We start from the raw sequence: 21,352 nt of genomic DNA, 5'->3' as shown, positions 1-21,352 counted from the left end.
GACGGGGGAGGCGATCATGCTCCGGCCTCCTGCAGCGCGTCGCGTACGAGCGACGTCGTCAGCGATCGCTTCCACGGGTCGGCCAGCAACGCGCCGGCGAGCGCGGCAGCCTCGGCGGCGGAGGCGCCGGCGAGCAGCGCGGCCTCTGCCGCGGAGGCGCGGCGCGGGGTCGGGCCGGCGCCGAGCAGGGCGATGGCGGCGTGCTCCGGCGCCACCACGACCGCCGCTCCGCAGATCGCCCAGTCACCGTGGGTGCGGGCGTACTCCTCGAAGGCGGTGCGGGCGCCGGGCGGGAGCGGCGGGATCTCGATCTCGACCACCAGCTCGCCCTCCTCCAGCGCCGTCGTCAGCTGCGAGACGAAGAAGTCGCTCGCTTCGAGGACGCGCTCGCCCGTGCGGGAGCGCAGGTGGAAGCGGGCGTCGAGCGCGGTCAGCGCGACCGGCAGCTCGGCGGTCGGGTCGGCGTGCGAGCAGGACCCGCCGATCGTGCCGCGCGTGCGGATCGCCGGGTGGCCGACGTGCTTGACCGCCTGGCGCAGCAGCGGCGCGGCGCGCGCGACCAGCTCGGAGTGCTCCAGCGTCGCGTGCCGCGTCAGCGCACCGATCCGCAGCGCGCCGTCGCGGCGGCGCAGGTACGTCAATTCCGCGATGCCGTTGAGGTCGACCAGCCGCGCGGGGGTCGCGAGACGGAAGTTCATCACCGGCACGAGGCTCTGCCCGCCCGCGATCGCCTTCGCGTCGTCGTCGCCGTCGAGCAGCGCCAGCGCCTCGTCGAGCGTGCGCGGTGCCGCGTAGTCGAACGCGGCGGGCTTCACGCCGGCCCCGCTCCCTGCGGCGGCCCGCCGGGCGGCAGGTACGGCGGCCAGCCGGGGTACGGCCCCCACGGGGGCGGAGTCGGAGTGGGTCTGCGTCGGAGGAGTGCTCCGATGATCACTCCCAAGACGATCCCGACGAGGGTTCCGCCGCCGATCAAAGCCGCTCGTTGGAGAAGCGGACCGCGAACCGCGGAGCTGACGTCGAGCGCCTCGTCGGCGTCGTCGAAGCGGGGTGACGGAGCACCTGCACCGTTCAGGTTGGGTTCGCCTCCCCCGCCCCGCAGCTCCCGCTCCAACCGCACCGCGAAGTCGGCCAGGATCGCTCCTGCCACCTCTTCCATCAGGCCGCGGCCGAACTGAGCCTGGCGGCCGGTCACCTGCATGTCGGTCACGACCACGACGTGGGTCGCGCCGCCGGCATCGCTCAGACGCAGGGAGATCGCCGCGGCCGCGGCTCCCTGGCCCTTCGCCTCGCGGCCCTCGACGCGGAAGCGGGCGATGTGGTCGTCGTCGTCGACGTCCTCGATTCTGGCGGTGCCGGCGTACTCCGTCGTGACGGGGCCGAGCTTGATCTTCATCGTGCCGCGGTAGACGCCGCCGTCGCTCTCCGGATCGATCTTCGCGCCCGGCAGCGCGCGCGCCACGCGCGGGACGTCGAGCATCGTCGTCCACGTCTGCGCGAGCGGGACGCTGACGTCGAACTCGTTCGTGATCTTCATCTCTGCGCCATCTCCTGAAGTGCAAGCCACAACTTGTCTGCGGTGTAAGGCGGGTCGACGTGGCGGCCGCCGAGCGCGTCGGCGACGGCGTTGGCGACGGCCGGAAGCGTCCCGATCGTGCCGCCCTCGCCGAGGCCCTTCGCGCCGAGCGGGTTGTGCGGCGAGGGCGTCTCGACCACCCCGATCGACACGCGCGGCATCTCGGCCGCCGTCGGCAGGCTGTAGTCGGCGAACGAAGCGGTCCGCAACTGGCCGGCCTCGTCGTGGACGGCCTCTTCGACCAGCAGGCCGCCGATCGCATGCGCGATCCCGCCGATCACCTGCCCGTGCGCGAGCAGCGGGTTGATCACGACGCCGCCGTCGTCGACGCCGACGAGCTGGACGATCTCCAGGATCCCGGTCTCGCGGTCGATCCGCACGGTCGCCCCGTACGCGCCGGAGCCGAACACCTGCGGCGAATGGAAGCGCGCGGACGCGTGCAGGCCGACGTCGGTGCCGGGCGGGAGCCTCGTCGGCGTGTAGGCGAGTCTCGCGACCTCGCGGAGCGTGACGGTGCGGTCGCCCACGACGAACCGCCCCGTCTCCCACACCACATCGTCCAGATCGGCGTCCGACAACAATGCCGCCAACGGCCGCGCCTGCGCGACGATCCGTTCCAGCGCCTTCACGATCGCGGAGCCGCCCATCGCGGCGGAGCGGCTCGCGAACGTCCCGACGCCGCGCGGGACGACGGCGCTGTCGCCGAAGCGCAGGACGACGTCGTCCATCGCGATCCCGAGACGCTCGGCGACGATCTGCGCGAAGGTCGTCTCGTGGCCCTGGCCGTGCGGCGAGGAGCCGCTGCGCACGACCACGCGCCCGCTCGGCTCGACCGACACGTCGGCACTCTCCCACTGCCCGCCGGCGCGCTCGACGTACATCGCGACCGCCTGTCCGACGACGTACCGATCGTCGCCCGCAGGCGCATCGTCGAGCAGGTCCAGAGCGACGTCGAGCAGCCTGTCGTAGTCGCCGGAGTCGTACGTGAATCCCAGCGGTGTCTTGTGCGGGAAGCTGCTCACGAGGTTGCGCCGCCGCAGCTCGACGCGGTCGATCCCGAGCCGCAGCGCCGCGGCGTCCATCGCCGCCTCCAGGAAGTACGCCGCCTCCGGGCGCCCGGCGCCGCGCAGCGGCCCGGTCGGCGTCTTGTCGGTGCGGGCGCCGTACAGCTCGACCGACGCGGTCGAGACGTCGTAGACGCCGCACATCAGCAGCGCCGCCGTCTGCCCCGGCGTCGGCGAGTTCGTGTAGAGGTAGGCGCCCACGTCGGCGAAGATCGACGTGCGGATCGCGAGCAGGCGCGCGTCGGCGTCGAACGCCAGCGCGACGTCCGCCTCCATCCCGCGCCCCTGGTAGGCGGCCTGGAAGTTCTCGAGCCGGTCCTCGACCCACTTGACCGGGCGCCCCAGCTGCATCGCGGCGACGCAGATCGCGGCGACCTCGGCCGGCACCGCGCCCTTGCTGCCGAACGCGCCGCCGACGTCCGGCACGATCACGCGGATCGTGTCGTCGGGGCGGCCGAGGATGTGCGACAGCTGGCCGCGCGGGCGGTGCGGGTCCTGCGCGGAGACCCACACCGTCAGCTGGTCGTCGCCCGCGTCGTACTCGGCGATCCCGCCGCGCGTCTCCATCGGCGCGGCGATCGTCCGCGGCAGCTTGTAGCTGCCCTCGACGACGTGCTCGGCGGCGGCGAAGACGCCGTCCACGTCGCCGCCGGACTTCGAGATCCGCAGCAGCATCTCGGGCGCGGTGCGCGCGTCCACGACCGGATCGAGCGGTTCGTACTCGACCGCGACCCGCTCCGCCGCGTCCTCGGCGAGCGCGCGCGTGGCTGCGACGACGAGCGCGAGCGGCTGCCCGACGTAGCGAACCTCGCCGGGGGCCAGCACGGGATGGCCGACGCCGTCGGGGATCGTCACGCCGGGCGCTCTGCCCACGTTGCTCGGCCGCACGCGCGCGCCGAGGTCCTCCGCGGTCAGGATCGCGACGACGCCGTCGGCCTCCTCGGGCGCCGCGATCGAGACGATCCGCGCACGCGCGTAGGAGCTGCGCACGAACGCCGCGTGCAGCTGACCTGGCCGCTCGATGTCATCGACGTAGCGGCCCTGCCCGCGCAGGATCCGCGCGTCCTCGCGCCGCCGCATCGCGACGCCGACGCCGGGCTTGGCGTCGGGGTCGACGTGGTGGTGGTCCTCAACTGCCTCCCGCACGCGCGCGACGCCCATCGGCCACCACCTCCTCGATCGACGTGCCGAGGTCCTGCAGCAGGACGGTCGCGGCGTTGCGGCCGGGGCCGCCGGTGATCGAGCCGCCCGGGTGGGTGTTGCCGCCGGTCTGGTAGAGGCCGGGCAGCGGCATCCGGTGCTGCGCCCAGCCGGGCATCGGGCGCAGGCCGCCGCTCTGCGCGATGCTGCGGTCGCCGCCGTGGAAGGTGCCGCGGATCATGTGCTCGTTGGCGCGCTCGATGTCCTCCGGCGCCTTCACGAGCCGCTCCAGGACCGCGTCGCCGCCGAAGCCGTCGGTGACTGCCTCGAGCCGATCCAGCAGGCGGTCCGCGATCGCCTCCTTGCGCTCCTCGAAGCCGTACGACTGCGCCGCGAGGAACTTCACCGTGTGGTGGCCCTCGGGCGCGCGCGAGGGATCGATCAGCGTCGGCGTCGCGACCAGCACCCACGCGGGGTCCTCGACGAAGCCGCCGTCGCGCAGCGTGCGCGAGTCGTCGATCAGCTGCTGCGGCCAGCCGGCGAGGCCGGCGGACACAGCCGTGCGCGGTCCGTCGAACCCGCGAAAGACCGGCGGCGCATTGGTCGCCAGCTGCACCGCCATGCACGAGACGCCGACGTCGAACGTCTCGACGCCGTAGCGGAACTCCTCCGGCCACGCGTCGGCCGGAGCCATCTCGACGAGGTGCTTGAGGTGGATCGTCGAGACGACCGCCTGGCGCGCCAGGTAGCGGTCGCCGGCCTCGGTCTCGACGCCGGCGCAGCGGCCGTCCTCGAGCACGAGCCGCGCGACGCGACGCCCGCACAGGACGTTGCCGCCGTTGTCCTCGATGCTGCGCACGAGCGCGTCAGTCAGCTGGCCGGAGCCGCCGCGGGGGATCGACCAACTGCGCGCCTGGCGCCCGGCGACGATCGAGTAGGCGAGCGGGCCGGTGCCGGGTGCGTCGATCGGCACGAGCGTCTGGTACGCCTGCCAGAGCATGAACGACTGCACGTGTCTGCTCTCGTACTCGCGCTTGATCACGTCCCACGCCGACATCACCCGGCGCTTGAGCCAGATCGAGCCGCGCGGATGCTCGCGCAGGCGCTGCTCCAGCGAGGGACCGAAGCCGACCGGGGTCCAACTGGCGGCGCCGAAGATGTCCTTGACTTCGTCCCATTCGCCCAGCATACGACGGTAGGTCGCGGCATCGGCGGCCGAGTAGCGGGCGATCTCCGCGCACGTGCGCTCGACATCCATCCACGCCGTCAGCTGCTGCCCGTCGGGGAACGCGACGTGGGCGAACGGGTCCGGCGTCAGGTACTCCAGCCCGTAGCGCGATCTCAAGCCGAGCTCGTCGTCGACCAGCAGGGGGTTGCTCTGGATCAGCGTGTGGCCCGTGGAGCACGAGTCGAGCAGGAAGCCCGGCGCCATCAGCTCCTCGCTGGCCGCGCCGCCGCCGGGGATCGCCCGCGAGTCCAGCACGACCACCTCGCGCCCGGACGCCGCCAGGTAGGCGGCGGTGATGAGGCTGTTGTGGCCGGCGCCCGCGACGACGACGTCGGTGGTGGTCGTGCTCATGCGGTCAGCTCCAATCCGAGCAGCGCCGCGGCGTTGCCCTCCAGCACGAGCGCTTCGTCGCGCGGGTCGAGGCCCGCCGCGCGGACCGTGTCAGCGGGGCGCAGGTCGCCCATGTCGAACGGGTGGTCGGAGCCGAGCATCACGCGGTCGGCGCCGACCGTCTCGACGAGCGCTCTCAGCAGGCCCGCGTCGTGCACGACGCTGTCGTAGTAGAAGCGGCGCAGCGAGGCCTCCGGGTCCTCGCGAAGGCGTGAGCGCGCCTGCGGCTGGAAGCTGTGCGCGTGGCGCAGCCGGCCGCGCAGCGCGAGGATCGTGCCGCCGCCGTGGGCGAGCAGGATCCGCAGCCCCGGGTGGCGCTCGATCGTGCCGGTCAGGACCAGATGGGCGGCGGTGATCGTCGTCTCCAGCGGGTTGCCGACGGCGTTCCAGAGGTAGTGCTCGGTGAAGACGGGGTCGTCGAAGCCGCGCGTCGTCGGGTGGATGAAGACGAGCGCGCCGGTCTCCTCGGCCGCCGCCCAGAACGGCTCGAAGCAGTCGTCGCCGAGGTAGGTCCCGCGCACGCTGGCGGCGATCTCGACGCCGCGCAGCACGCCGCGGCCCATCAGTTCGCGCAGCTCCGCGGCGGCCAGCGCGGGGTCCTGCAGCGGCACCGCGCCGAGGCCGGCGATGCGGTCGGGGTGGGCGGTGACCATCGCCTCGATCCCGTCGTTCTGGATCCGGCAGCGCGCCAGCGCGTCGGCCGCGTCGGCGTCGCCGTACAGCAGCGAGACGAGCGGCGACAGCGTCACCACGTCGGTGCCGGCACGGTCCTGGTCGGCGAGGATGCGGTCGACCGCGACCCACTCGCGCACGGACGAGCGGATCTCGCGCCCGCCCATCTCGACGGTCTGGTCGAAGCGGTCGGGCTCGCGGTAGACGTGCGGCCGCCACGTCTCCTGCGGCGCCGCGTCGCGCACCAGGCCGGGGACGATCACGTGGGCGTGGGTGTCGATCGTGCGTGTCATGTGGTCACCAGGAGGAGTGCTCCCGCCACGACCAGGCCGGCACCCGCCCACAACCCTGCCGTGACGCGCTCCTTCGCGCGGCCGGCGAGGATCGGCGCGAGCAGCAGCACGATCGGGACGGACAGCAGGTTGAGCGCGAGCACGGCGCCGACGGTCGCATCGTCGAGCGCCGCCCATCGCCACCATGTCGACAGGCCGACGAGCGCGCCGGCCAGCAGCTTCAGGTTCGTGATCGAGGAGACGATCGTGCGGCGGGCCTGCGACCGTCCTCTCCAGATCGCGTACAGCGCCGCGTACGCCAGCACCGTGATCGCGAGGCCGACGACGAGGCCGGCGAGCGGCGAGTCGTAGCCCTCCAGGCCGCGCGCGATGAAGATCGGGCTGATCGACCACATCAGCGCGCAGCCGAGTCCCGCGACGGCGTCGGCGGGCGCGACCGTCGCGATCCCGCCGCGCGAGGCGACGACGTAGGCGCCGGCGCACATCAGCCCCATCGCGACGAGCGCGATCCCGCTCGGCAGCTGGCCGATCGTCACGAACGCGACGAACGCGCCGAAGACCGGTGCGGTCGTCAGCAGCGGGCTCGTGCGCGCCGCGCCGATCCGCTGCTGGCTGAGGTTCAGCAGCGACCAGCCGGCGAGGAAGTGCAGGATCCCCGACAGCGTGAAGTAGCCCAGCGCCCACAGCGGCGCGTCGAAGACGCCGGCCACGTCGCCGGTTGCGAGCGCGATCACGGCCAGCAGCAGCGCGGCGACGACGACCTGCACGAAGGTGGACGCGTAGGGATCCTCGCCTTCGCGCAGCGCGCGCACGTTGATGCTCTGAAAGACGCCGAATCCCACTCCCGAGGCGGCGGCCAGGACGGCTCCGCTCATCCCCGCGCCACGCAGAGGCGCTGCAGCACGTCTGGTCCTCGCATGCACTCTCCCTCGGGCTCGGTCTCGGTCTCGGTGACAATCGTTTGCAGGGACGATCGTGCAAACGATTGCGGTCGCGTGCGGCCAAGGCTAGCCGCAGGGGCGAGCAGATGTCAAGGCGTGCCGGCCGCGGGGTTCCGGCGTCTGGAGCCGGAGGTGCGTCTGACGGGTCTGGCGGCGGCGCGCGCGGATCTCGCGCCAGTCGGTGCGGCCGCTCTCGCGGCGCTGGCGCCATTCGCGGCCGGCGTCGATCTGGCCGCTCTCGCGCGTCTGGCCGCTCTCGCGGTGGATCGTCTGGCCGCTCTCGCGGCGCTCGCTCGCGCGCCGCTCACTCTCGCAACGGGCACCGGCGCCGTCGAGCCGCGCACGATCAGTCTCACCGGCAGCACGATCTCGCGGCTCGGCGCCGACGGGTTCGCGAGCCGCTCCAGCAGCAGCGAGCCCGCCTCCATGCCCAGCTCGTGATGCGGGACGCGGACCGTCGTCAGCGGCGGCGAGAAGCGCTCGCTCCAGGCCATGTCGTTGAAGCCGACGACCGAGACGTCCTCCGGCACGCGCAGGCCGGCCTCGCGCAGCGCGTCGATCGCGCCGAGCGCGATCAGGTCGTTGCCGGCCGCGATCGCGGTGAACCGGACGCCCGCGCCGAGCAACTGGCGGGTCATCCGCGCGCCCTCCGCTTCCGCGTACATCCCGCCGATCGCGACCAGCGCCGGGTCGACCGGGAGACCGGCCGCCGCCATCGCGTCCTCGTAGCCGCCGAGCCGCTCGGTGCCGGTCGAGATCTCGGCCGAACCGCCGACGTGGGCGATCCGCGTGTGGCCGAGCTCGCGCAGGTGCTCGACCGCCTGGCGCATCCCGTCGCGATCGTCGGCGACGACGGCGGAGATGTCGTGACCGTCGACGACGCGGTTGACGAGCACCAGCGGCCAGCCGCGCGCGATCTCGCGCAGCAGCGGATGGTCACGCCGCGCGGTCGCGGTGATGTAGCCGTCGACCTGGCGCGCCTGCAGCGCCTCGAAGCTGGTGCGCTCGTGCTCGGGATCGTTGTCGGTGTTCGCCAGCAGCGCCGTGTAGCCGCCCGGCTCCAGCCGCTCCTCGATCCCGCGCGCGATCGGCGGGAAGAGCGGATTGCGCAGATCCGGGACGACGACGCCGACGATGTAGGAGCGGTTCGTCTTCAGCCCGCGCGCGATCGAGTTGGGCCGATATCCCAGCCGCGCCGCGGCGCGCATCACGCGCTCGGCCGTCGCGGCGTTGACGAAACCGCGCGTGCTGTCGTTCAGCGCGCGCGAGGCGGTGCCCGTATGGACCCCGGCCTCGGCCGCGACCTCTCGCAACGTGACCGGGGCCGTGCGGGGCTCCGGCGTCCGTGACCGGTCTCTTGGCATCCGCAGATCATTACCTGGATCGCGCCCGGAGGACAACCAGACCCCTGCCGCGTGGCGGCCCGCCGGATGGCGGACCACCACCTTTCAGGTCAGCGGTTGCCGGAGCTGAACGCGTTTGCGAACGCCCACGGTGCGCCGACGACGCCGCTGCAGGTGTTGCCCGTCACGGTCGTCGGGGTCGGGCACGGCGCGTCGCGGTTGGCCGACCAGGTCGCGAGCCGGCCGAGGCCCTTGCGGGCGGCGAAGTCGGCGAGCTTGCGGGCGTCGGCGATGGTGAAGATCTCCGCCGGGTTGTCGTTGATCCCAAGCATCGGCGTGACGCCGACCATCGCCCACAGCTGCGCGTCGGTGCGGTAGGGGTAGAGGGCGGCGAGCTGGTCGTGCGTGCTGGTCGCGGCCTCGATCGCGAGGTCGCCCATGTGGCCGGCGACGTCCAGCGACGGGTCGAAGTAGTCCATCGCCATCACGTTGACGACGCCGTTGGCGATCGCCGATCTCAGCACGCCGAGGCCGTCCGGCGTGAGGCCGTACGGCATCACCGGCAGCGTGAAGGAGACCTTCACCGGTCTGCCGGCCGCACGACCGGCCCCCTGCAGCCGCGCGATCGCCTTCGGCCGACACAGTAAACGGGGCTTTCGCCCCGCGGTGGTGTCCGTCTGGACAAGAAGGCGAACTGCGTTGTCTGCAGTGCGCCAACAGTAGGGTCCCGCGGATGAGCGAGGGTGACGAGGGGACCGACGAGTTCGCGCTCGCCCGCAGAGGGCTCGTCGCGAGCGAGCCGGAGCTGGCGATCCGGGCGGACGACGGGACCGCCGTGTGGGACGCCGACGACTACGCGTTCCTCGACGGCGACACGCCGCCTGCCACCGTCCACCCCGGCCTCTGGCGCCAGGCGCAGCGCAACCAGCTGCACGGGCTGTTCGAGGTCGCCGAGCGGATCCACCAGGTGCGCGGCTACGACCTCGCGAACATGACGCTGATCGCGGGCGACACGGGCTGGATCGTCGTCGACCCGCTGACGGTGCCGGAGACCGCGCGCGCGGCGCTCGCGCTCGCCGACGCCACGCTCGGCGCGCGGCCCGTCGTCGCGGTGATCTACACGCACTCGCACGTCGACCACTTCGGCGGCGCGCCGGGCGTCGTGTCCGCCGAGGACGCCGCCGCCGGCCGCGTGCGCGTGATCGCTCCCGACGGCTTCCTCGAGGCCGCGATCAGCGAGAACGTGCTGGCCGGCAACGCGATGGCGCGGCGCGCCGACTACATGTACGGCTCGCTGCTGCCGCGCGGCCCGCGCGGCCACGTCGACGCCGGCCTCGGCAAGGGCATCCCGCACGGCCTGCCCGGCCTCGTCGCGCCGAACGAGCTGGTGACGCAGGACGGCGCGGAGCTGACGATCGACGGCCTGCGCTTCGTCTTCCAGCTCGCGCCCGACAGCGAGGCACCGGCCGAGCTGCACTTCCACCTCCCCCAGCTGCGCGCGCTCTGCATCGCGGAGAACTGCACCTGCACGCTGCACAACCTCTACACGCTGCGCGGCGCGCAGGTGCGCGACGCGCTCGCCTGGAGTGGGGCGATCGACACGGCGCTGGAGCGCTTCGGCGGCGCGACCGACGTCGTCTTCGCCGGCCACCACTGGCCGCGCTGGGGCGCGAACGAGGTCGAGCACTTCCTTTCGCTCCAGCGCGACCTCTACCGCTACCTGCACGACGAGACGCTGCGGCTCGCCAACCGCGGCCACACGATGGACGAGTGCGCGGAGCTGGTGCAGCTGCCGCCGGCGCTGCGCACGGAGGCGTTCACCGCCGGCTTCTACGGCACCGTCAGCCACAACGTGAAGGGGGTCTATCAGCGCTACCTCGGCTGGTTCGACGGCAACCCGGCGCACCTGCACCCGCTGCCGCAGGTGGAGCGGGCCAAGCGCACGGTGGCGTACATGGGCGGCGCCGCGGCCGTCCTCGCGCGCGCCCGCGAAGACCTCGCGGCGGGTGAGCTGCGCTGGGTCGCCCAGGTCGTCAACGACGTCGTCTTCGCCGAGCCCGACAACGCCGAGGCGCGCGAACTGCAGGCCGACGTGCTGGAACGGCTCGGCTTTCAGGCCGAGTCCGCGCCGTGGCGCGACTTCTACCTCAGCGGCGCGCACGAGCTGCGCCACGGCGTCCGACCGGCCGCGCCGCTGGTGCCGGCGAGCTTCGTCGCGCAGATGCCCGTGACGATGGTGTTCGACTTCCTCGGCGTGCGGCTCGACGGGCCGCGCGCGGCGGACAGACGACTCACCGTCAACTGGCACTTCACCGACCGCGACGAGCGCTACGTGCTGCGGATGCGCAACGGCGCGCTGACGCACGTGCGCGGCCGGCTCGATCCCGACGCGGACGTGACCGTGACGCTGACGCACGCCGCGTTCGTCGCGCTCCTGCTGGTCGCGGCCGGCGTCGCGGGCGTCGACCCGCCGACCGAGATCGCGATCGACGGCCGCCCCGAGGCGCTCGGCGAGCTGATGTCGCTGCTCGACGCATTCACGCCGGACTTCCCGCTCGTGACCCGTTAGGAGCGCCCCCGCCGGTGTCTCGCCGCCGGCCGTCTCCCGCCAAGCGGTCTGTGCGCGCGCGGGCGGCAGACCTTGCGCACGACCGCGACGACGCGGCGCTTGGTCCCGTGCGGGCCGCGGACCGTCTTGCGGCGCTTCACCTTGACGCACTTCTTCGCTCTCTTCGCTCTTCTTCTCGCAGCGGCTCTTCTGCTCGCCGGCGGCGTGGCGCCCGCTCTCTGCGGCGCCGTCACGGGCGGCGTCAGCACCGGCCCGGGGCCGACCGGCGGATCGTCGATGTGGTCGACCGGTCTGGTCTGCGGCGGCGTCGTCGGCGGGGTGACGGGCGGTGTCACGGGCGGTGTGACCGGCGGCGTCACGGGCGGGGTCACGGGGGCGCCCGGCCACGGCGTCGTCGCGACGTGCGTGCTGGTGCCGGGCGGCGCGACGCCCCAGCCGGAGCGCGTGCCGCCGTACAGCTCGCCCACCTCGGTCCCGCTCAGCGGCAGCGCGACGCCCGACGCGCCGGCGTTGACGATCGTCACCTGCGCGCCCTGGACGTAGCCGCTGACGGGCCCCGCGCCGGCGGCCGCCCACGCGTCCTGGCGCCCGATCAGGTCCGCGATCTCGGCGTGGCCGAGCTGGACGATCGGGGCGTTGGGGGCGAACGCGGCGGTGTAGTCGGCGAGCACGGCGTCGAGGATCGGGAAGAGGACCCCGCCGCCGGCCGCCTGCGTCTGCGCGATGTTGGTCTGGTGGAAGTAGTGCGGCCGCGGGTCGTTGCCCATCACGTGGCCGAAGATCCGCTGCGACTCGCCCGCGACCACGTCCGCCCATGTCGACGGCTGCGTCTGGCAGGTCGTCGTCGCCGTGTCGACGCAGATGCCGCCGAGCGCCGGCGGGTTGTAGAGGTAGTTGAACTCGTCCAGCAACTGCGCCTGGGTCGCGACGTTGTAGTAGACGTTGGTCGGGTAGCGCGGGACCGTGCGCGCCGGGCCGTCGAGGAACGACGCGCCCGCCGGCCACTGCGCGCCGCCCGTGCTCGCCGGATTCTGCGGGTAGGGCTTGGAAGCGTCGGTGGCGACCGCCCGGACGCCCGCGTCGGAGAGCGCGCCGGCGAAGTTCGGGTTCTGCGCGTACGGGTTGATGCGCGCGCCGTTGGAGGCCGGCGGCGCGGCGGCGCTGCCGGCCGCGCCGGTGTCTCTGAACGACAGCCCGACCGGTCCGCTGTCGGTGAACGCCGTCGCCGGCTGCGCGACCGCGCCGATCAGCGCCCACGCGCCGGCCGGCGAGACGCGGCGGTAGACCTTGTACGTGGACGCGTGGCAGATCGCCTCCCAGCTGACCGTCACCGAGCCGGTCGCGCCGGTCGTCGCCGCGGTCGCGATCGAGCCGATGCTCTCGCCGTTGGCGGTCGTCGCGGTGACGCTGTAGTCGTAGCTGCCGGCCGGGAGCGTGCCGCCGGTCGCCGCCGGGTCGGCGTCGTCGATCCCGGGCGGGTCGATCGTGCCGGGGTTGCCGGGCACGAGGTTCGCGAGGCCGGAGTGCTCGCCGGTCACCAGCTCGCCGCCGTCGACGGCGAAGCCGTTGGCCTGCGCCCAGGCGACGTTGTCAGCGATCTGTCTCGCGATGAACGATCTCGTCGAGCAGTCGAGGTTCGGATGGTCGTAGGTGTGGTTGATCCATTCGAACTGCGACTTGACGGCCTGGAAGGCGGGCAGCAGCGGGTCGCTGCCGTTGGCCAGCTGCTCGGCGACGCTGCCGCCGCCGTTGTAGACCATGTCCAGGCGGATGCCGGTCGTGCTCGACCAGTTCGACAGGAACGTCACGTCGGCCGGCGTCATGCGGATTGCGGCGGCCGGGTCGTAGTTGGTCACGTGTCTAACGGGATCCCATGCGTCGTCGGGCAGGAAGATGTCGTCGACCTGCAGTTCGAGGTAGTTGCGCTGGAGGCCGAGATAGGTGCCGCGGGTGACCCACTCCAGCTGCCCGTGACGCAGCAGCCACGAGTGCAGCTGGTACTGGTTGCCGTCGAACGTCTGGACCATCTCCTCGCGTCCGTCCGCGTGCGTCACGACGCCGACGAGCGCGGAGCCGCCGGGACCGGCGAGCAACGTCTGGAAGTTCGCCCCCATGGCCGGCGCGGCCTGGTAGCCGTACGTGCCGGTGGCGATCGTGACCGGCCCTCTGAGGTACGGGAACGCCTGCAGGCCGGCGCTGGTGAGGTTCGCGACGGTGCCGTCGAGCGGCCCCGACGCGGCCGGCGGATCGAGGCCGAAGTCGGCGCCGGGGAAGGCGTAGGCGGTCAGCTGGCGGATGTGGAAGGTCCGCTCGAACGTCTGCAGCGCGGCCCACTCCGCGGCCGACAGCGCCGACGCGCACGGCGTCGCCTCGCAGGTCAGCAGTCCCCCGGTCGCGACGACGACCGCCTCGTACTTTGCGACGAGCGTGCCGTCCGGCAGCGTCGTCGACAGCGTCGCGGCGGTGATCGGCGCGTGGCCGGGTCTGGCGATCAGCGCGTCGAACGGGACGCCCTCACGCCGCAACTGCGCCTGCCATGCCTCGAAGGAGGGCTCGCTGCCGGTCGCGCCCAGCAGCAGCACCTTCAGCTGGATGCGCTGCGCGGGTTCCGCGCTCGCGGGTGCCGTGAGTGAGAGCGTGCCGGTGATCGTCATGACGGTCATCGCGAGGGCGAGCATCATCCTCCGCATGGTCCCTGCGCTCCTTCGATGGGGAACCGAATGGAGTCTCAACGATCGGGTCGCGCCGCCCAATGGGCCGCGCGGCGCATTGAGCGTTCAATTGATTGAACGCCCCTTCTCTGTGTTACGGTGACACTTCTCTCCGCCGAGGAGTCTGCGATGAGCACGAAGGACCGACTGGCAGCGCTCGCGCGCCGTCGCGTCGCGCTGCGAACCGCCCACCGCTGGGCGCCGGCGTTCGGCTGCGACCCGGCCCGCTGCGACCTGTCCGGCTACGAGCTGATCGTGCTCGACGGCGTCGGCGAGTCGGCTCGCGACCAGCTCCGCGTCGCGAAGCTGCTGCCGCCGCTGCAGCGGCACGCGCTGGTGCTGGGATATCTGTCGCTCGGGACCGTCGAGGCGTGGCGGCCGTATGCGAGCCAGGTCCCGGACGCGTGGACGATCGGCGCGGTCGACGACTGGCCCGGCGAGCGCTACGCGGACGTGCGCGAGCGCGGCTGGCGCGAGCTGATGACCGAGCAGGCGATCACGCTGAGCGCGCGCGGCTTCGACGGCCTCTACCTCGACAACCTCGACGTCGCCGAGGACCATCCGCCGCTCGCCGACGCGCTCGTCGCGCTGGTCCGCGGCCTGCGCGAGGCCGCGCCGGAACTGCTGCTCGTCGCGCAGAACGGGCTCGCGGTCGACGAGCGGCTGCCGATCGACGCGGTCGCCCACGAGGACGTCTTCTGGCGCTGGGAGGACGGTTATCGCCGCTCGCCGCCGGCGGAGACGGAGCAGCTGCTGCGCGGCCTGCGCCGGCTGCACGCGCGCGGCCTCCCGGTCTTCACGCTCGACTACGCCGAGCCCGGCTCCGCGGGCGCCGCCGACGCTGTCCGGCGCTCGCTGCAGGAAGGCTTCCACCCGGCGGTGAGCGTGCTGGAACTGGACCGTCCTCCCCACCTCGCCGAACCGGCCCGGAGCGTCGTGTGACGATTCTGCCGCTGGCGCTGGCGGTGGTCGCGGCGATCTTGATCCCGCCGCGCACGCAGCCGGCCGCGCCCGCTGCCCCGCAGCCGGTCGCCGACGTCGCCGCGCGCATCCAGCGCCCGCCGCCCCACGCCTCCTGGCAGTGGCAGCTCGACGGCCGCCTCGACGCCTCTGTCCCCGCGCGCGTCTACGACGTCGACGGGTTCGACACGAGCGCCGCCGCGGTCGCGCGGCTGCACCGCGACGGGCGCTACGTCGTCTGCTACTTCAGCGCCGGGGCGTGGGAGAACTGGCGGCCCGACCGCGACCGCTTCCCCGCCGCGACGCTCGGAGCCGACAACGGCTGGCCCGGCGAGCGCTGGCTCGACGTGCGTCGCCTGCGCGCGCTGGCGCCGGTCCTGCGCGACCGCATCGCGATGTGCGCGCGCAAGGGCTTCGACGCGGTCGAGCCCGACAACGTCGACGGCTACGCCAACGACAGCGGCTTCCCGCTGACCGCGCGCGACCAGCTGCGCTTCAACCGCTGGCTCGCGCAGACCGCGCACGCGCACGGGCTCGCGGTCGCGCTCAAGAACGATCTCGAACAGGCGCGGGCGCTGCAGCCGAGCTTCGACTTCGCCGTCCTGGAGCAGTGCTTCCAGTACCGCGAGTGCGGGCGCGCACGGCCGTTCCTGCGCGCCGGCAAGGCGGTCTTCGACGCCGAGTACGCGCTGCCGCGCGAGCGCTTCTGCGAGCCGGCGAAGCGACTCGGGATCAGCGCGATCCGCAAGCGGATGGGGCTCGGCGCGTGGCGCGACGCCTGCTGAGCGGGCGCGGCGTCACTGAATCCACAGCGCCGTCGCCAGCACCCGCCCCGGAAAGCGCAGCAGGCCGACGAGCGGCGCGAGCGCGAGCAGCGTGCCGACCGTCCCTCCCGCGATCAGCCCGGCGCCCGCGACCGGCGCGCCGAGCCAGTGGCTGACGAGCAGCTCGACCGCCACGCTCGCGCCGGCGCACAGCAGCGCCCAGCGGTCGTAGCCGAGCGACTCCAGCAGGCTGACGAACATGCAGACGAGCGCGGCGAGACCGAACGCGACGAACAGGCTCGGCGCGTCGGTGCCGGAGGTCCAGCGCGAGATCAGCAGCACCACCAGCGACAGCGCGACGGTGATCCCGATCAGCCGCACCAGCGCCTGCAGGACGATCTCCGTCGCCGGCCCGCGCACCATCGAGGCGCTCGCGCGCGACAGCTCGACGCCGCGCAGCCCGCGCGGGATCTCCTCGTGGAACTGCCACAGGTGGTAGCCGCCCCAGAAGCTGCCGACGACCGACGGCACCAGCGTCAGCGCCGGGAAGGTCCCGTGGATTCCCCAGCCGAGGCTCGGGTCGCCGACCAGCAGGCAGCCGAGCAGCCCGCCGATGACGCCGGCGGCCAGCGCCCGCGTCAGCCGTCCCGGCGGCATGACCGCCGTCTCGTGCGCGCTCACGACCGCGTACACGACCGTCGCCAGCGTCACGACCGTCAGCACGACGAGCGACGCCAGCGCCGGCAGCCCGAGCACGAGCCACAGCGCCTCGACGGCCAGCAGCCCGCCGTAGAGCAGTCCCCAGCCGCGCCGCGTCAGGACCGTCCCGCCGCCCCAGATCGCGACGAGCATCGCGGCGATCGGGCCGCCGTCGGGCACGGCCGCGACGCAGGCCGCCAGCGCGACGAGCGCGAGCGTGAGGCCGACGCGGTTCTCCGCCAGGCAGGCGAGGCCGGCGCGGCGGCTGAGGTAGCGGCTGCGGATCGTCCACTGCAGCGCCAGCGTGATCGGCAATGCCAGCCGCAGCGCGCGCTCGAACGTGGTGTCGCCGAGCGCGGCGCTCAGCGGCCCGGCCCAGACCGCGATCGCGAGGATCGCCGCCAGCAGCGCGACGCCCTCGGCGACGACGGCCCTGCGGCCTTCGCGGTCGACCGGCTGCCACCGGCGCGGATCGGTGCAGCGCAGCGCCGGCAGCAGCACGCGCGGCCCGATCCGCAGCGCGGACTCGGCCGTCATGCCGCCCCACGCCTCCAACACGACCGCGGCCTCCAGCACGTCCTGCGGCGGCCGTCCCAGGCGTGCGTGGATGACCGCGCCGGCCCCGTCCGCGCCCACGTCGCCGACGCTCATTCAGGCGACCTCGCAGAGCGCCGCGCGCAGCTCCTCGACCGGCTCACGCGCGGAGGCCGGCGACTGCTCGGCGCGCGGCGCGGCGCTCAGCTGACCCAGCAGCTCGCGGTAGCGCGCCAGGCAGAGCGACTGCGTATAGCGCTCGCAGACGCGGTCGAACGCGCGCTGGCCGAGCTGAGCCGCGAACTGCGGGTCGCGCAGCAGCGTCGTGACGCCGCTGGCGAGACCGTCGACGTCGCCGGAGGGGACGACGACACCGCAGCCGCGCAGCACGTCCGGGACGCCGCCGACACCGGTCGCGACGACCGCGCGCCCCTGCGCCATCGCCTCCAGGATCGCCATCGGCATCCCCTCGGAGATGCTCGTCAGCAGCACCACGTCGGCGTCGCGCAGGACCTCGTCGGGCGTCTGCGTCGACCCCATGAAGCGGAAGCGGTCGCCGAGGCCGAGCTGTTGGCGCAGCTGCTCGCAGGCGCGCGCATAGGCCTCCTGGCCACGCGTCGCCGGGCCCCAGTATTCGAACCGCGCCTGCGGGACCCGCTCGCACACCTCGACCGCAACGTGCAGCATCGTCTGGACGTCCTTGAGCGGGTCGATGCGGCCGATCGAGACGACCTTCAACCCGCCGGGCGGCGCGATCGAGCCGAGCGGCGCGGGGATCCCGTTGTGGATCACGCAGATCTTCGCCGGGTCGACCCCGAGACCGACCTCCCACGCCGCGTTCGCCTCGGTCACCGGGGCGATCACGTCGGCGGCGGCGTACGCGGCGAGGCTGAGCCCGCGCGCCAGCCGCGTCGCGAGGAAGCGCTCGCCGGCGGAGGCGTCTGCGCGTGCGGCGGCCAGATACGCCTCGCGCACGTAGACGCCGTGCTCGGTCAGCAGCAGCGGCGTCCCGCGCAGGTGCCGGTCGACGAGCGCCGGCAGCGCGGCCCAGCCGGCCGCGGTCACGTGCAGCACGTCGCAGGGCGGCGTCGCGACGGCCGCGGTGCGGGCGATCCAGTACAGCCGCTGGTACAGCATCGCCGCGTCGACGGCGTCGAGCTCGGGCGCCGGCGCGGCGTCCGGATGGCGCTCGGCGACGACCAGCTGCAGCTCGGCGACGAACTGCTCCCAGGCCTCGATCGAGCGGAACGTCGGGCGCAGCGCGTCGGGATGGGCGCGCGCCCAGACGAGCCCCTCGACGAGCGCGCGCTGGTCGCCGCGCCAGCCGATCAGCGCGCGTGCGAGGTCGCCCGGCAGCCCGGGCCGCACCTCGCGGCGCAGCCCGGACGTCCGGCGCCGCCGCGGCAATTGCTCGGACCAGACGTCGATCCGGCCGGCCAGCGCGGCGTTCGGTGCCAGCTCGTAGAGCTGGACGGGCCGGCGGCCGCCCGCGTGGATGGGAAGGATCCGCCACGTGAACTCGGGCAGGCCGCCGACCACGACATGGCACCAGGAACTGACCCCGCCCACGGCGAACGGGTAGGTGCCTTCGGTCGTCATCAAGATGCTGGGAGGCACCCGTCGACCCTTTGCAGTGCCACCTCGAGGTCGCGGCACGCATCGACGAGCGCAGTGCGCAGCAGCCGGCACTCGGTCACCAGCTCCCAGACGTCGTCGCCCGGGCCGTCGGAATGGGTCGCGCGCGGGACGACGCGGTCGCGCACGCGTTCGTCCCACGGCCGCTCCGGTTCGCGTGCGGCGCGGATCTTCAGCCGCGCGTTCTCCTCGCGCAGCAGCGCCAGCTCCGCCTCCAGCTGCTCGACGTGCGAGGCGCCATCGCGCTCGTCGGCGCCCGCGGTCGCCCCGCGCAGCCAGCCGCCGGCCTTCGCGCGGCGACCGACGCGACCCGGGGCGGGTGTGCGAGCGTCGTCCGGGGTTGCGCCCCTGCTCGCATCTACCGTCCTGGCCTGCATGGTGCCCGTCACCTCCGGGGGACGACCTCGATGAAGTCCGTCATCGAACGGGAACCAGTGTCGAGGGTCCTCGGAGAAACCCCAATGGGCCGCCTGTCCCATCTGGTGTTCAAGCGCTGAACGACGCGTCCGCACGTCGCGCGAAGCGCCCGATCCGGCGAGTTCGCACGCGCCATCTTCACCCGAAAGGTATGGATCGCGTTTCGATCGCCCCTCCCACCGGTTTCGGGACCGTCGATGCGGTACGGTCGTCCGAAATTCCTCATGGCAGAGGTTGAAGGAGACCGCGAGTGATGGCACGAAGAGTGCTCGCCGGTCGGGCACGATGCTCTCCGAAGGATCGCTTCCAGGACGGCCGACGGGCCCAGGTCAGGCGCGCGAAGCCAAGACCGCGACCACAGGACGCGGTGGCGAAGACCGCACGGCGCGAACGCGGCGCGGCGAAGACCGCACGACGGGAGCGCGAGCGGCGGTCCGCCGCGCTGGCCGAGCAGCGGCGCGCGATCGCGCGCGACGTGCACGACGGCCTCGCGCAGGAGCTGGCGTTCATCGCCGCGCAGCTGCAGCGCCTCGACGGCGCGGCGCCCGATCCCGACCTCGTGCGGGAGCTGCGGGCGGCGTCGCGACGGGCGCTGATCGAGGCGCGGCTGACGATCGACACGCTGCGCGCGCCGTCCGACGTGCCGCTCGGGACGCTGGTGGAGCAGGCGGTCGCGTCGTTCACGGCGCGCTTCGGCGTCGCGGTCGAGCTGCGGCTGGAGCTGGCCGGCGCCGCCGCGAGCGACCGCGCGCGGCGAACCGCCGTCCTGCGGATCCTCGGCCAGGCGCTCGCCAACGCCGTCGAGCACGGCACCGCCGAGCGCGTCCGCGTCTGCCTGCGCACGTGCGCCGGCGGGCTGTCGTTGAGCGTCGCCGACGACGGACGCGGGTTCGCGCCGCCGGTCGGCGCTCCCGCCCCGCGCGGCTGGGGACTCGTCTCGATGCGCGAGCGCGCCGAGCTGCTCGGCGGCAGCTTCCGCGTCAGCGCGCGGCCTGGCGAGGGCACCGAAGTCGCGGTGGTGCTGCCCTGATGGACCAGCCGCGCGTGCTGCTGGCGGACGGTCAGCCGGTCACGCGGCTGGGGCTGCGGATCGCGCTCGAGCACGACGGCCTCGCGGTCGTCGCCGAGGCCGTCGACGCGCGCGGCGCGACCGTCGCCGCGCAGCACCACGCGATCGACGTCTGCCTGCTCGACGCCGGCCTGCCGGGCGGCGCGATCTCGACCGTCGCCGAGATCTCGGCCCGCTGCCCGCGCGCGCGGATCGTGCTGCTCGCGGCCAGACACTCCGACGACGAGCTGCTGGCGGCGTTGCGCGCCGGCGCGGTCGGCTACCTGCTGAAGGACATCGCCCCGGCTCCGCTCGCGCGCGCCGTCCGCGGCGCCGCGCGCGGCGAGGCGCCGCTGTCGCGGACGCTCGTGGCGCGCGTCGTCGAGGAACTGCAGACGCGCGGCGGCGCGCGGCGCGTGCGGCTCTCCGACGGCGCCGTCGTGACGCTGTCGCCGCGCGAGTCCGCATCGCTGGAGCTGCTGCGCCGCGGCCTCTCGACGAAGCAGATCGCGCAGCAGCTCGGCGTCTCGCCGGTGACGGTCCGCCGCCACCTCTCGACCAGCGTCCGCCGCCTCGGCGCCAGCGATCGCGACGCGGCGCTGCGGCTGACAAGCCATGCGATGGCGACGTGAGGCGTGCGCCGTGACGACCGCTGCGAGCGACCCGCGAGGCGGTGGCGACAACCGATGACTGACGCGATCACCGTCGTGTTGGTCGACGACCACACGATCTTCCGCGCCGGGCTGCGCGAGCTGCTGACGGCGCACGACATCGCCGTCGCGGGCGACGCGCCGACGGTCGCCGGCGGCGTGAGGCTGGTGCAGCGCTACGCGCCCGACGTCGCGGTCGTCGACCTCGACCTGCCGGATGGCACGGGGATAGAGACGATCCGCCAGATCGCCGCCTGCGCGCCGGCGACCGCGGCGCTCGTGCTGACCGTCTCGGCGGCGGAGGACGACCTGACCGACGCATTGCTCGCCGGCAGCCGCGGCTATCTGCTGAAGGACGCCGCGATCGAGACGATCGTCGCCGGCGTGCGCGCGGTCGCGGCGGGCGAGGCGATGCTCTCCCCGCGCGTGGCGGCCACCGTGCTCGGGCGGATCCGCAGCAACGGCCGGCCGCACCCCCCGCACGACGACGACCCGCTGTCGCCGCGCGAGCACGACGTCCTGCGCCTGGTCGCCGACGGCAAGGACAACGCGGCGATCGCCGCGCAGCTGTTCATCAGCCCGCACACGGTCAAGAACCACATCTCGAGCATCCTCACCAAGCTGCACGTCGCCAACCGCATCCAGGCGGCGGTGCACGCGGTCCGCGAGGAGCTCGTCTGACGGCCGCGGCCCACGCGGCACGTCCGACCGCCGCCCACCC

Annotated in this window: 18 protein-coding genes; 6 read left to right on the top strand and 12 right to left on the bottom strand. The window is 73.6% G+C overall.

Annotation, left to right across the window (positions count from 1 at the left end; translation table 11 throughout):
- Positions 1-14 precede the first annotated feature (14 nt).
- The 8 genes from Q7L65_RS18845 to Q7L65_RS18810 all read right to left on the bottom strand — a co-directional run bounded on the left by Q7L65_RS18845 (position 15) and on the right by Q7L65_RS18810 (position 9,228).
- On the bottom strand, positions 15-815 hold the full coding sequence (locus tag Q7L65_RS18845) for a xanthine dehydrogenase family protein subunit M (RefSeq protein ID WP_304723473.1): 801 nt from the start codon (positions 813-815) through the stop codon (positions 15-17).
- Positions 812-1,534, bottom strand: coding sequence for an SRPBCC family protein (locus Q7L65_RS18840; RefSeq protein ID WP_304723471.1), 723 nt, complete (start codon positions 1,532-1,534; stop codon positions 812-814). Before Q7L65_RS18840 ends, Q7L65_RS18845 begins: the two co-directional genes overlap by 4 nt.
- Positions 1,531-3,798, bottom strand: coding sequence for a xanthine dehydrogenase family protein molybdopterin-binding subunit (locus tag Q7L65_RS18835; protein ID WP_304723469.1), 2,268 nt, complete (start codon positions 3,796-3,798; stop codon positions 1,531-1,533). The genes Q7L65_RS18840 and Q7L65_RS18835 overlap by 4 nt, the downstream gene beginning before the upstream one ends.
- Positions 3,767-5,356, bottom strand: coding sequence for an NAD(P)/FAD-dependent oxidoreductase (locus Q7L65_RS18830; RefSeq protein ID WP_304723467.1), 1,590 nt, complete (start codon positions 5,354-5,356; stop codon positions 3,767-3,769). Before Q7L65_RS18830 ends, Q7L65_RS18835 begins: the two co-directional genes overlap by 32 nt.
- Complete coding sequence (locus Q7L65_RS18825) at positions 5,353-6,360, bottom strand: amidohydrolase family protein (protein WP_304723466.1); 1,008 nt, start codon at positions 6,358-6,360, stop codon at positions 5,353-5,355. Before Q7L65_RS18825 ends, Q7L65_RS18830 begins: the two co-directional genes overlap by 4 nt.
- Positions 6,357-7,235, bottom strand: coding sequence for an EamA family transporter (locus Q7L65_RS18820; protein WP_304723464.1), 879 nt, complete (start codon positions 7,233-7,235; stop codon positions 6,357-6,359). Before Q7L65_RS18820 ends, Q7L65_RS18825 begins: the two co-directional genes overlap by 4 nt.
- Positions 7,236-7,390: 155 nt before the next feature.
- Positions 7,391-8,665 carry a LacI family DNA-binding transcriptional regulator gene (locus tag Q7L65_RS18815; RefSeq protein WP_304723463.1) on the bottom strand — a complete coding sequence of 425 codons (1,275 nt, stop codon included), beginning with the start codon at positions 8,663-8,665 and terminating at the stop codon, positions 7,391-7,393.
- 89 nt (positions 8,666-8,754) lie between these two features.
- Complete coding sequence (locus Q7L65_RS18810) at positions 8,755-9,228, bottom strand: hypothetical protein (RefSeq protein WP_304723462.1); 474 nt, start codon at positions 9,226-9,228, stop codon at positions 8,755-8,757.
- Positions 9,229-9,377: 149 nt separating this feature from the next.
- Here Q7L65_RS18810 and Q7L65_RS18805 point away from each other — a divergent pair, with 149 nt between their 5' ends.
- Positions 9,378-11,213 (top strand): alkyl/aryl-sulfatase, encoded by a 1,836-nt coding sequence (locus tag Q7L65_RS18805; protein ID WP_304723461.1) that lies wholly within the window; start codon positions 9,378-9,380, stop codon positions 11,211-11,213.
- On the opposite strand, the gene Q7L65_RS18800 is transcribed toward Q7L65_RS18805, so the two are convergent.
- Positions 11,210-13,894: a hypothetical protein gene (locus Q7L65_RS18800; RefSeq protein ID WP_304723460.1), complete on the bottom strand. Its 2,685-nt coding sequence runs from the start codon at positions 13,892-13,894 to the stop codon at positions 11,210-11,212. The two genes, Q7L65_RS18805 and Q7L65_RS18800, sit on opposite strands and share 4 nt — an antisense overlap.
- Before the next feature lie 159 nt (positions 13,895-14,053).
- Between Q7L65_RS18800 and Q7L65_RS18795 the strand changes: the two genes are divergently transcribed.
- Together Q7L65_RS18795 and Q7L65_RS18790 are read left to right on the top strand one after the other, a co-directional pair.
- A complete protein-coding gene (locus tag Q7L65_RS18795) occupies positions 14,054-14,866 on the top strand; it encodes an endo alpha-1,4 polygalactosaminidase (RefSeq protein WP_304723459.1) in 813 nt (270 codons plus the stop codon).
- Positions 14,863-15,669 (top strand): endo alpha-1,4 polygalactosaminidase, encoded by an 807-nt coding sequence (locus tag Q7L65_RS18790; RefSeq protein ID WP_304723458.1) that lies wholly within the window; start codon positions 14,863-14,865, stop codon positions 15,667-15,669. Before Q7L65_RS18795 ends, Q7L65_RS18790 begins: the two co-directional genes overlap by 4 nt.
- Before the next feature lie 12 nt (positions 15,670-15,681).
- Here Q7L65_RS18790 and Q7L65_RS18785 read toward each other — a convergent pair whose 3' ends face one another.
- Genes Q7L65_RS18785 through Q7L65_RS18775 form a run of 3 tightly spaced genes read right to left on the bottom strand, consistent with a single transcriptional unit; the run spans position 15,682 to position 18,893 of the window.
- A complete protein-coding gene (locus tag Q7L65_RS18785; protein WP_304723457.1) occupies positions 15,682-16,998 on the bottom strand; it encodes a hypothetical protein in 1,317 nt (438 codons plus the stop codon).
- Positions 16,999-18,480, bottom strand: a complete 1,482-nt coding sequence (gene pelF, locus Q7L65_RS18780) for a GT4 family glycosyltransferase PelF (RefSeq protein ID WP_304723456.1) — start codon at positions 18,478-18,480, stop codon at positions 16,999-17,001.
- A complete protein-coding gene (locus tag Q7L65_RS18775; RefSeq protein ID WP_304723455.1) occupies positions 18,480-18,893 on the bottom strand; it encodes a hypothetical protein in 414 nt (137 codons plus the stop codon). Before Q7L65_RS18775 ends, pelF begins: the two co-directional genes overlap by 1 nt.
- A 407-nt stretch (positions 18,894-19,300) precedes the next feature.
- Between Q7L65_RS18775 and Q7L65_RS18770 the strand changes: the two genes are divergently transcribed.
- The 3 genes from Q7L65_RS18770 to Q7L65_RS18760 are packed head-to-tail and all read left to right on the top strand — an operon-like array spanning position 19,301 to position 21,312.
- Positions 19,301-19,963, top strand: a complete 663-nt coding sequence (locus Q7L65_RS18770; RefSeq protein WP_304723454.1) for a sensor histidine kinase — start codon at positions 19,301-19,303, stop codon at positions 19,961-19,963.
- Positions 19,963-20,613 carry a response regulator transcription factor gene (locus Q7L65_RS18765; RefSeq protein WP_304723453.1) on the top strand — a complete coding sequence of 217 codons (651 nt, stop codon included), beginning with the start codon at positions 19,963-19,965 and terminating at the stop codon, positions 20,611-20,613. Before Q7L65_RS18770 ends, Q7L65_RS18765 begins: the two co-directional genes overlap by 1 nt.
- Positions 20,614-20,667: 54 nt before the next feature.
- Positions 20,668-21,312 carry a response regulator transcription factor gene (locus Q7L65_RS18760; protein ID WP_304723452.1) on the top strand — a complete coding sequence of 215 codons (645 nt, stop codon included), beginning with the start codon at positions 20,668-20,670 and terminating at the stop codon, positions 21,310-21,312.
- Positions 21,313-21,352 lie beyond the last annotated feature (40 nt).

Origin of the sequence: Conexibacter sp. CPCC 206217 (genome assembly GCF_030646165.1) — a bacterium.
GTDB lineage: Bacteria > Actinomycetota > Thermoleophilia > Solirubrobacterales > Solirubrobacteraceae > Conexibacter.
Note: the sequence above shows the minus strand (reverse complement) of the source record. Positions and strands in the feature narration are given on the sequence as shown.

Excerpts from the sequence above, each read along its gene's own strand:
- Q7L65_RS18835 (WP_304723469.1), bottom strand. The coding sequence starts at position 3,798 with ATGGGCGTCGCGCGCGTGCGGGAGGCAGTTGAGGACCACCACCACGTC.
- Q7L65_RS18760 (WP_304723452.1), top strand. The coding sequence starts at position 20,668 with ATGACTGACGCGATCACCGTCGTGTTGGTCGACGACCACACGATCTTC.
- Q7L65_RS18795 (WP_304723459.1), top strand. The coding sequence starts at position 14,054 with ATGAGCACGAAGGACCGACTGGCAGCGCTCGCGCGCCGTCGCGTCGCG.
- Q7L65_RS18785 (WP_304723457.1), bottom strand. The coding sequence starts at position 16,998 with ATGAGCGTCGGCGACGTGGGCGCGGACGGGGCCGGCGCGGTCATCCAC.
- Q7L65_RS18765 (WP_304723453.1), top strand. The coding sequence starts at position 19,963 with ATGGACCAGCCGCGCGTGCTGCTGGCGGACGGTCAGCCGGTCACGCGG.
- pelF (WP_304723456.1), bottom strand. The coding sequence starts at position 18,480 with ATGACGACCGAAGGCACCTACCCGTTCGCCGTGGGCGGGGTCAGTTCC.
- Q7L65_RS18820 (WP_304723464.1), bottom strand. The coding sequence starts at position 7,235 with ATGAGCGGAGCCGTCCTGGCCGCCGCCTCGGGAGTGGGATTCGGCGTC.
- Q7L65_RS18805 (WP_304723461.1), top strand. The coding sequence starts at position 9,378 with ATGAGCGAGGGTGACGAGGGGACCGACGAGTTCGCGCTCGCCCGCAGA.
- Q7L65_RS18775 (WP_304723455.1), bottom strand. The coding sequence starts at position 18,893 with ATGCAGGCCAGGACGGTAGATGCGAGCAGGGGCGCAACCCCGGACGAC.
- Q7L65_RS18800 (WP_304723460.1), bottom strand. The coding sequence starts at position 13,894 with ATGATGCTCGCCCTCGCGATGACCGTCATGACGATCACCGGCACGCTC.
- Q7L65_RS18830 (WP_304723467.1), bottom strand. The coding sequence starts at position 5,356 with ATGAGCACGACCACCACCGACGTCGTCGTCGCGGGCGCCGGCCACAAC.
- Q7L65_RS18840 (WP_304723471.1), bottom strand. The coding sequence starts at position 1,534 with ATGAAGATCACGAACGAGTTCGACGTCAGCGTCCCGCTCGCGCAGACG.
- Q7L65_RS18815 (WP_304723463.1), bottom strand. The coding sequence starts at position 8,665 with ATGCCAAGAGACCGGTCACGGACGCCGGAGCCCCGCACGGCCCCGGTC.
- Q7L65_RS18825 (WP_304723466.1), bottom strand. The coding sequence starts at position 6,360 with ATGACACGCACGATCGACACCCACGCCCACGTGATCGTCCCCGGCCTG.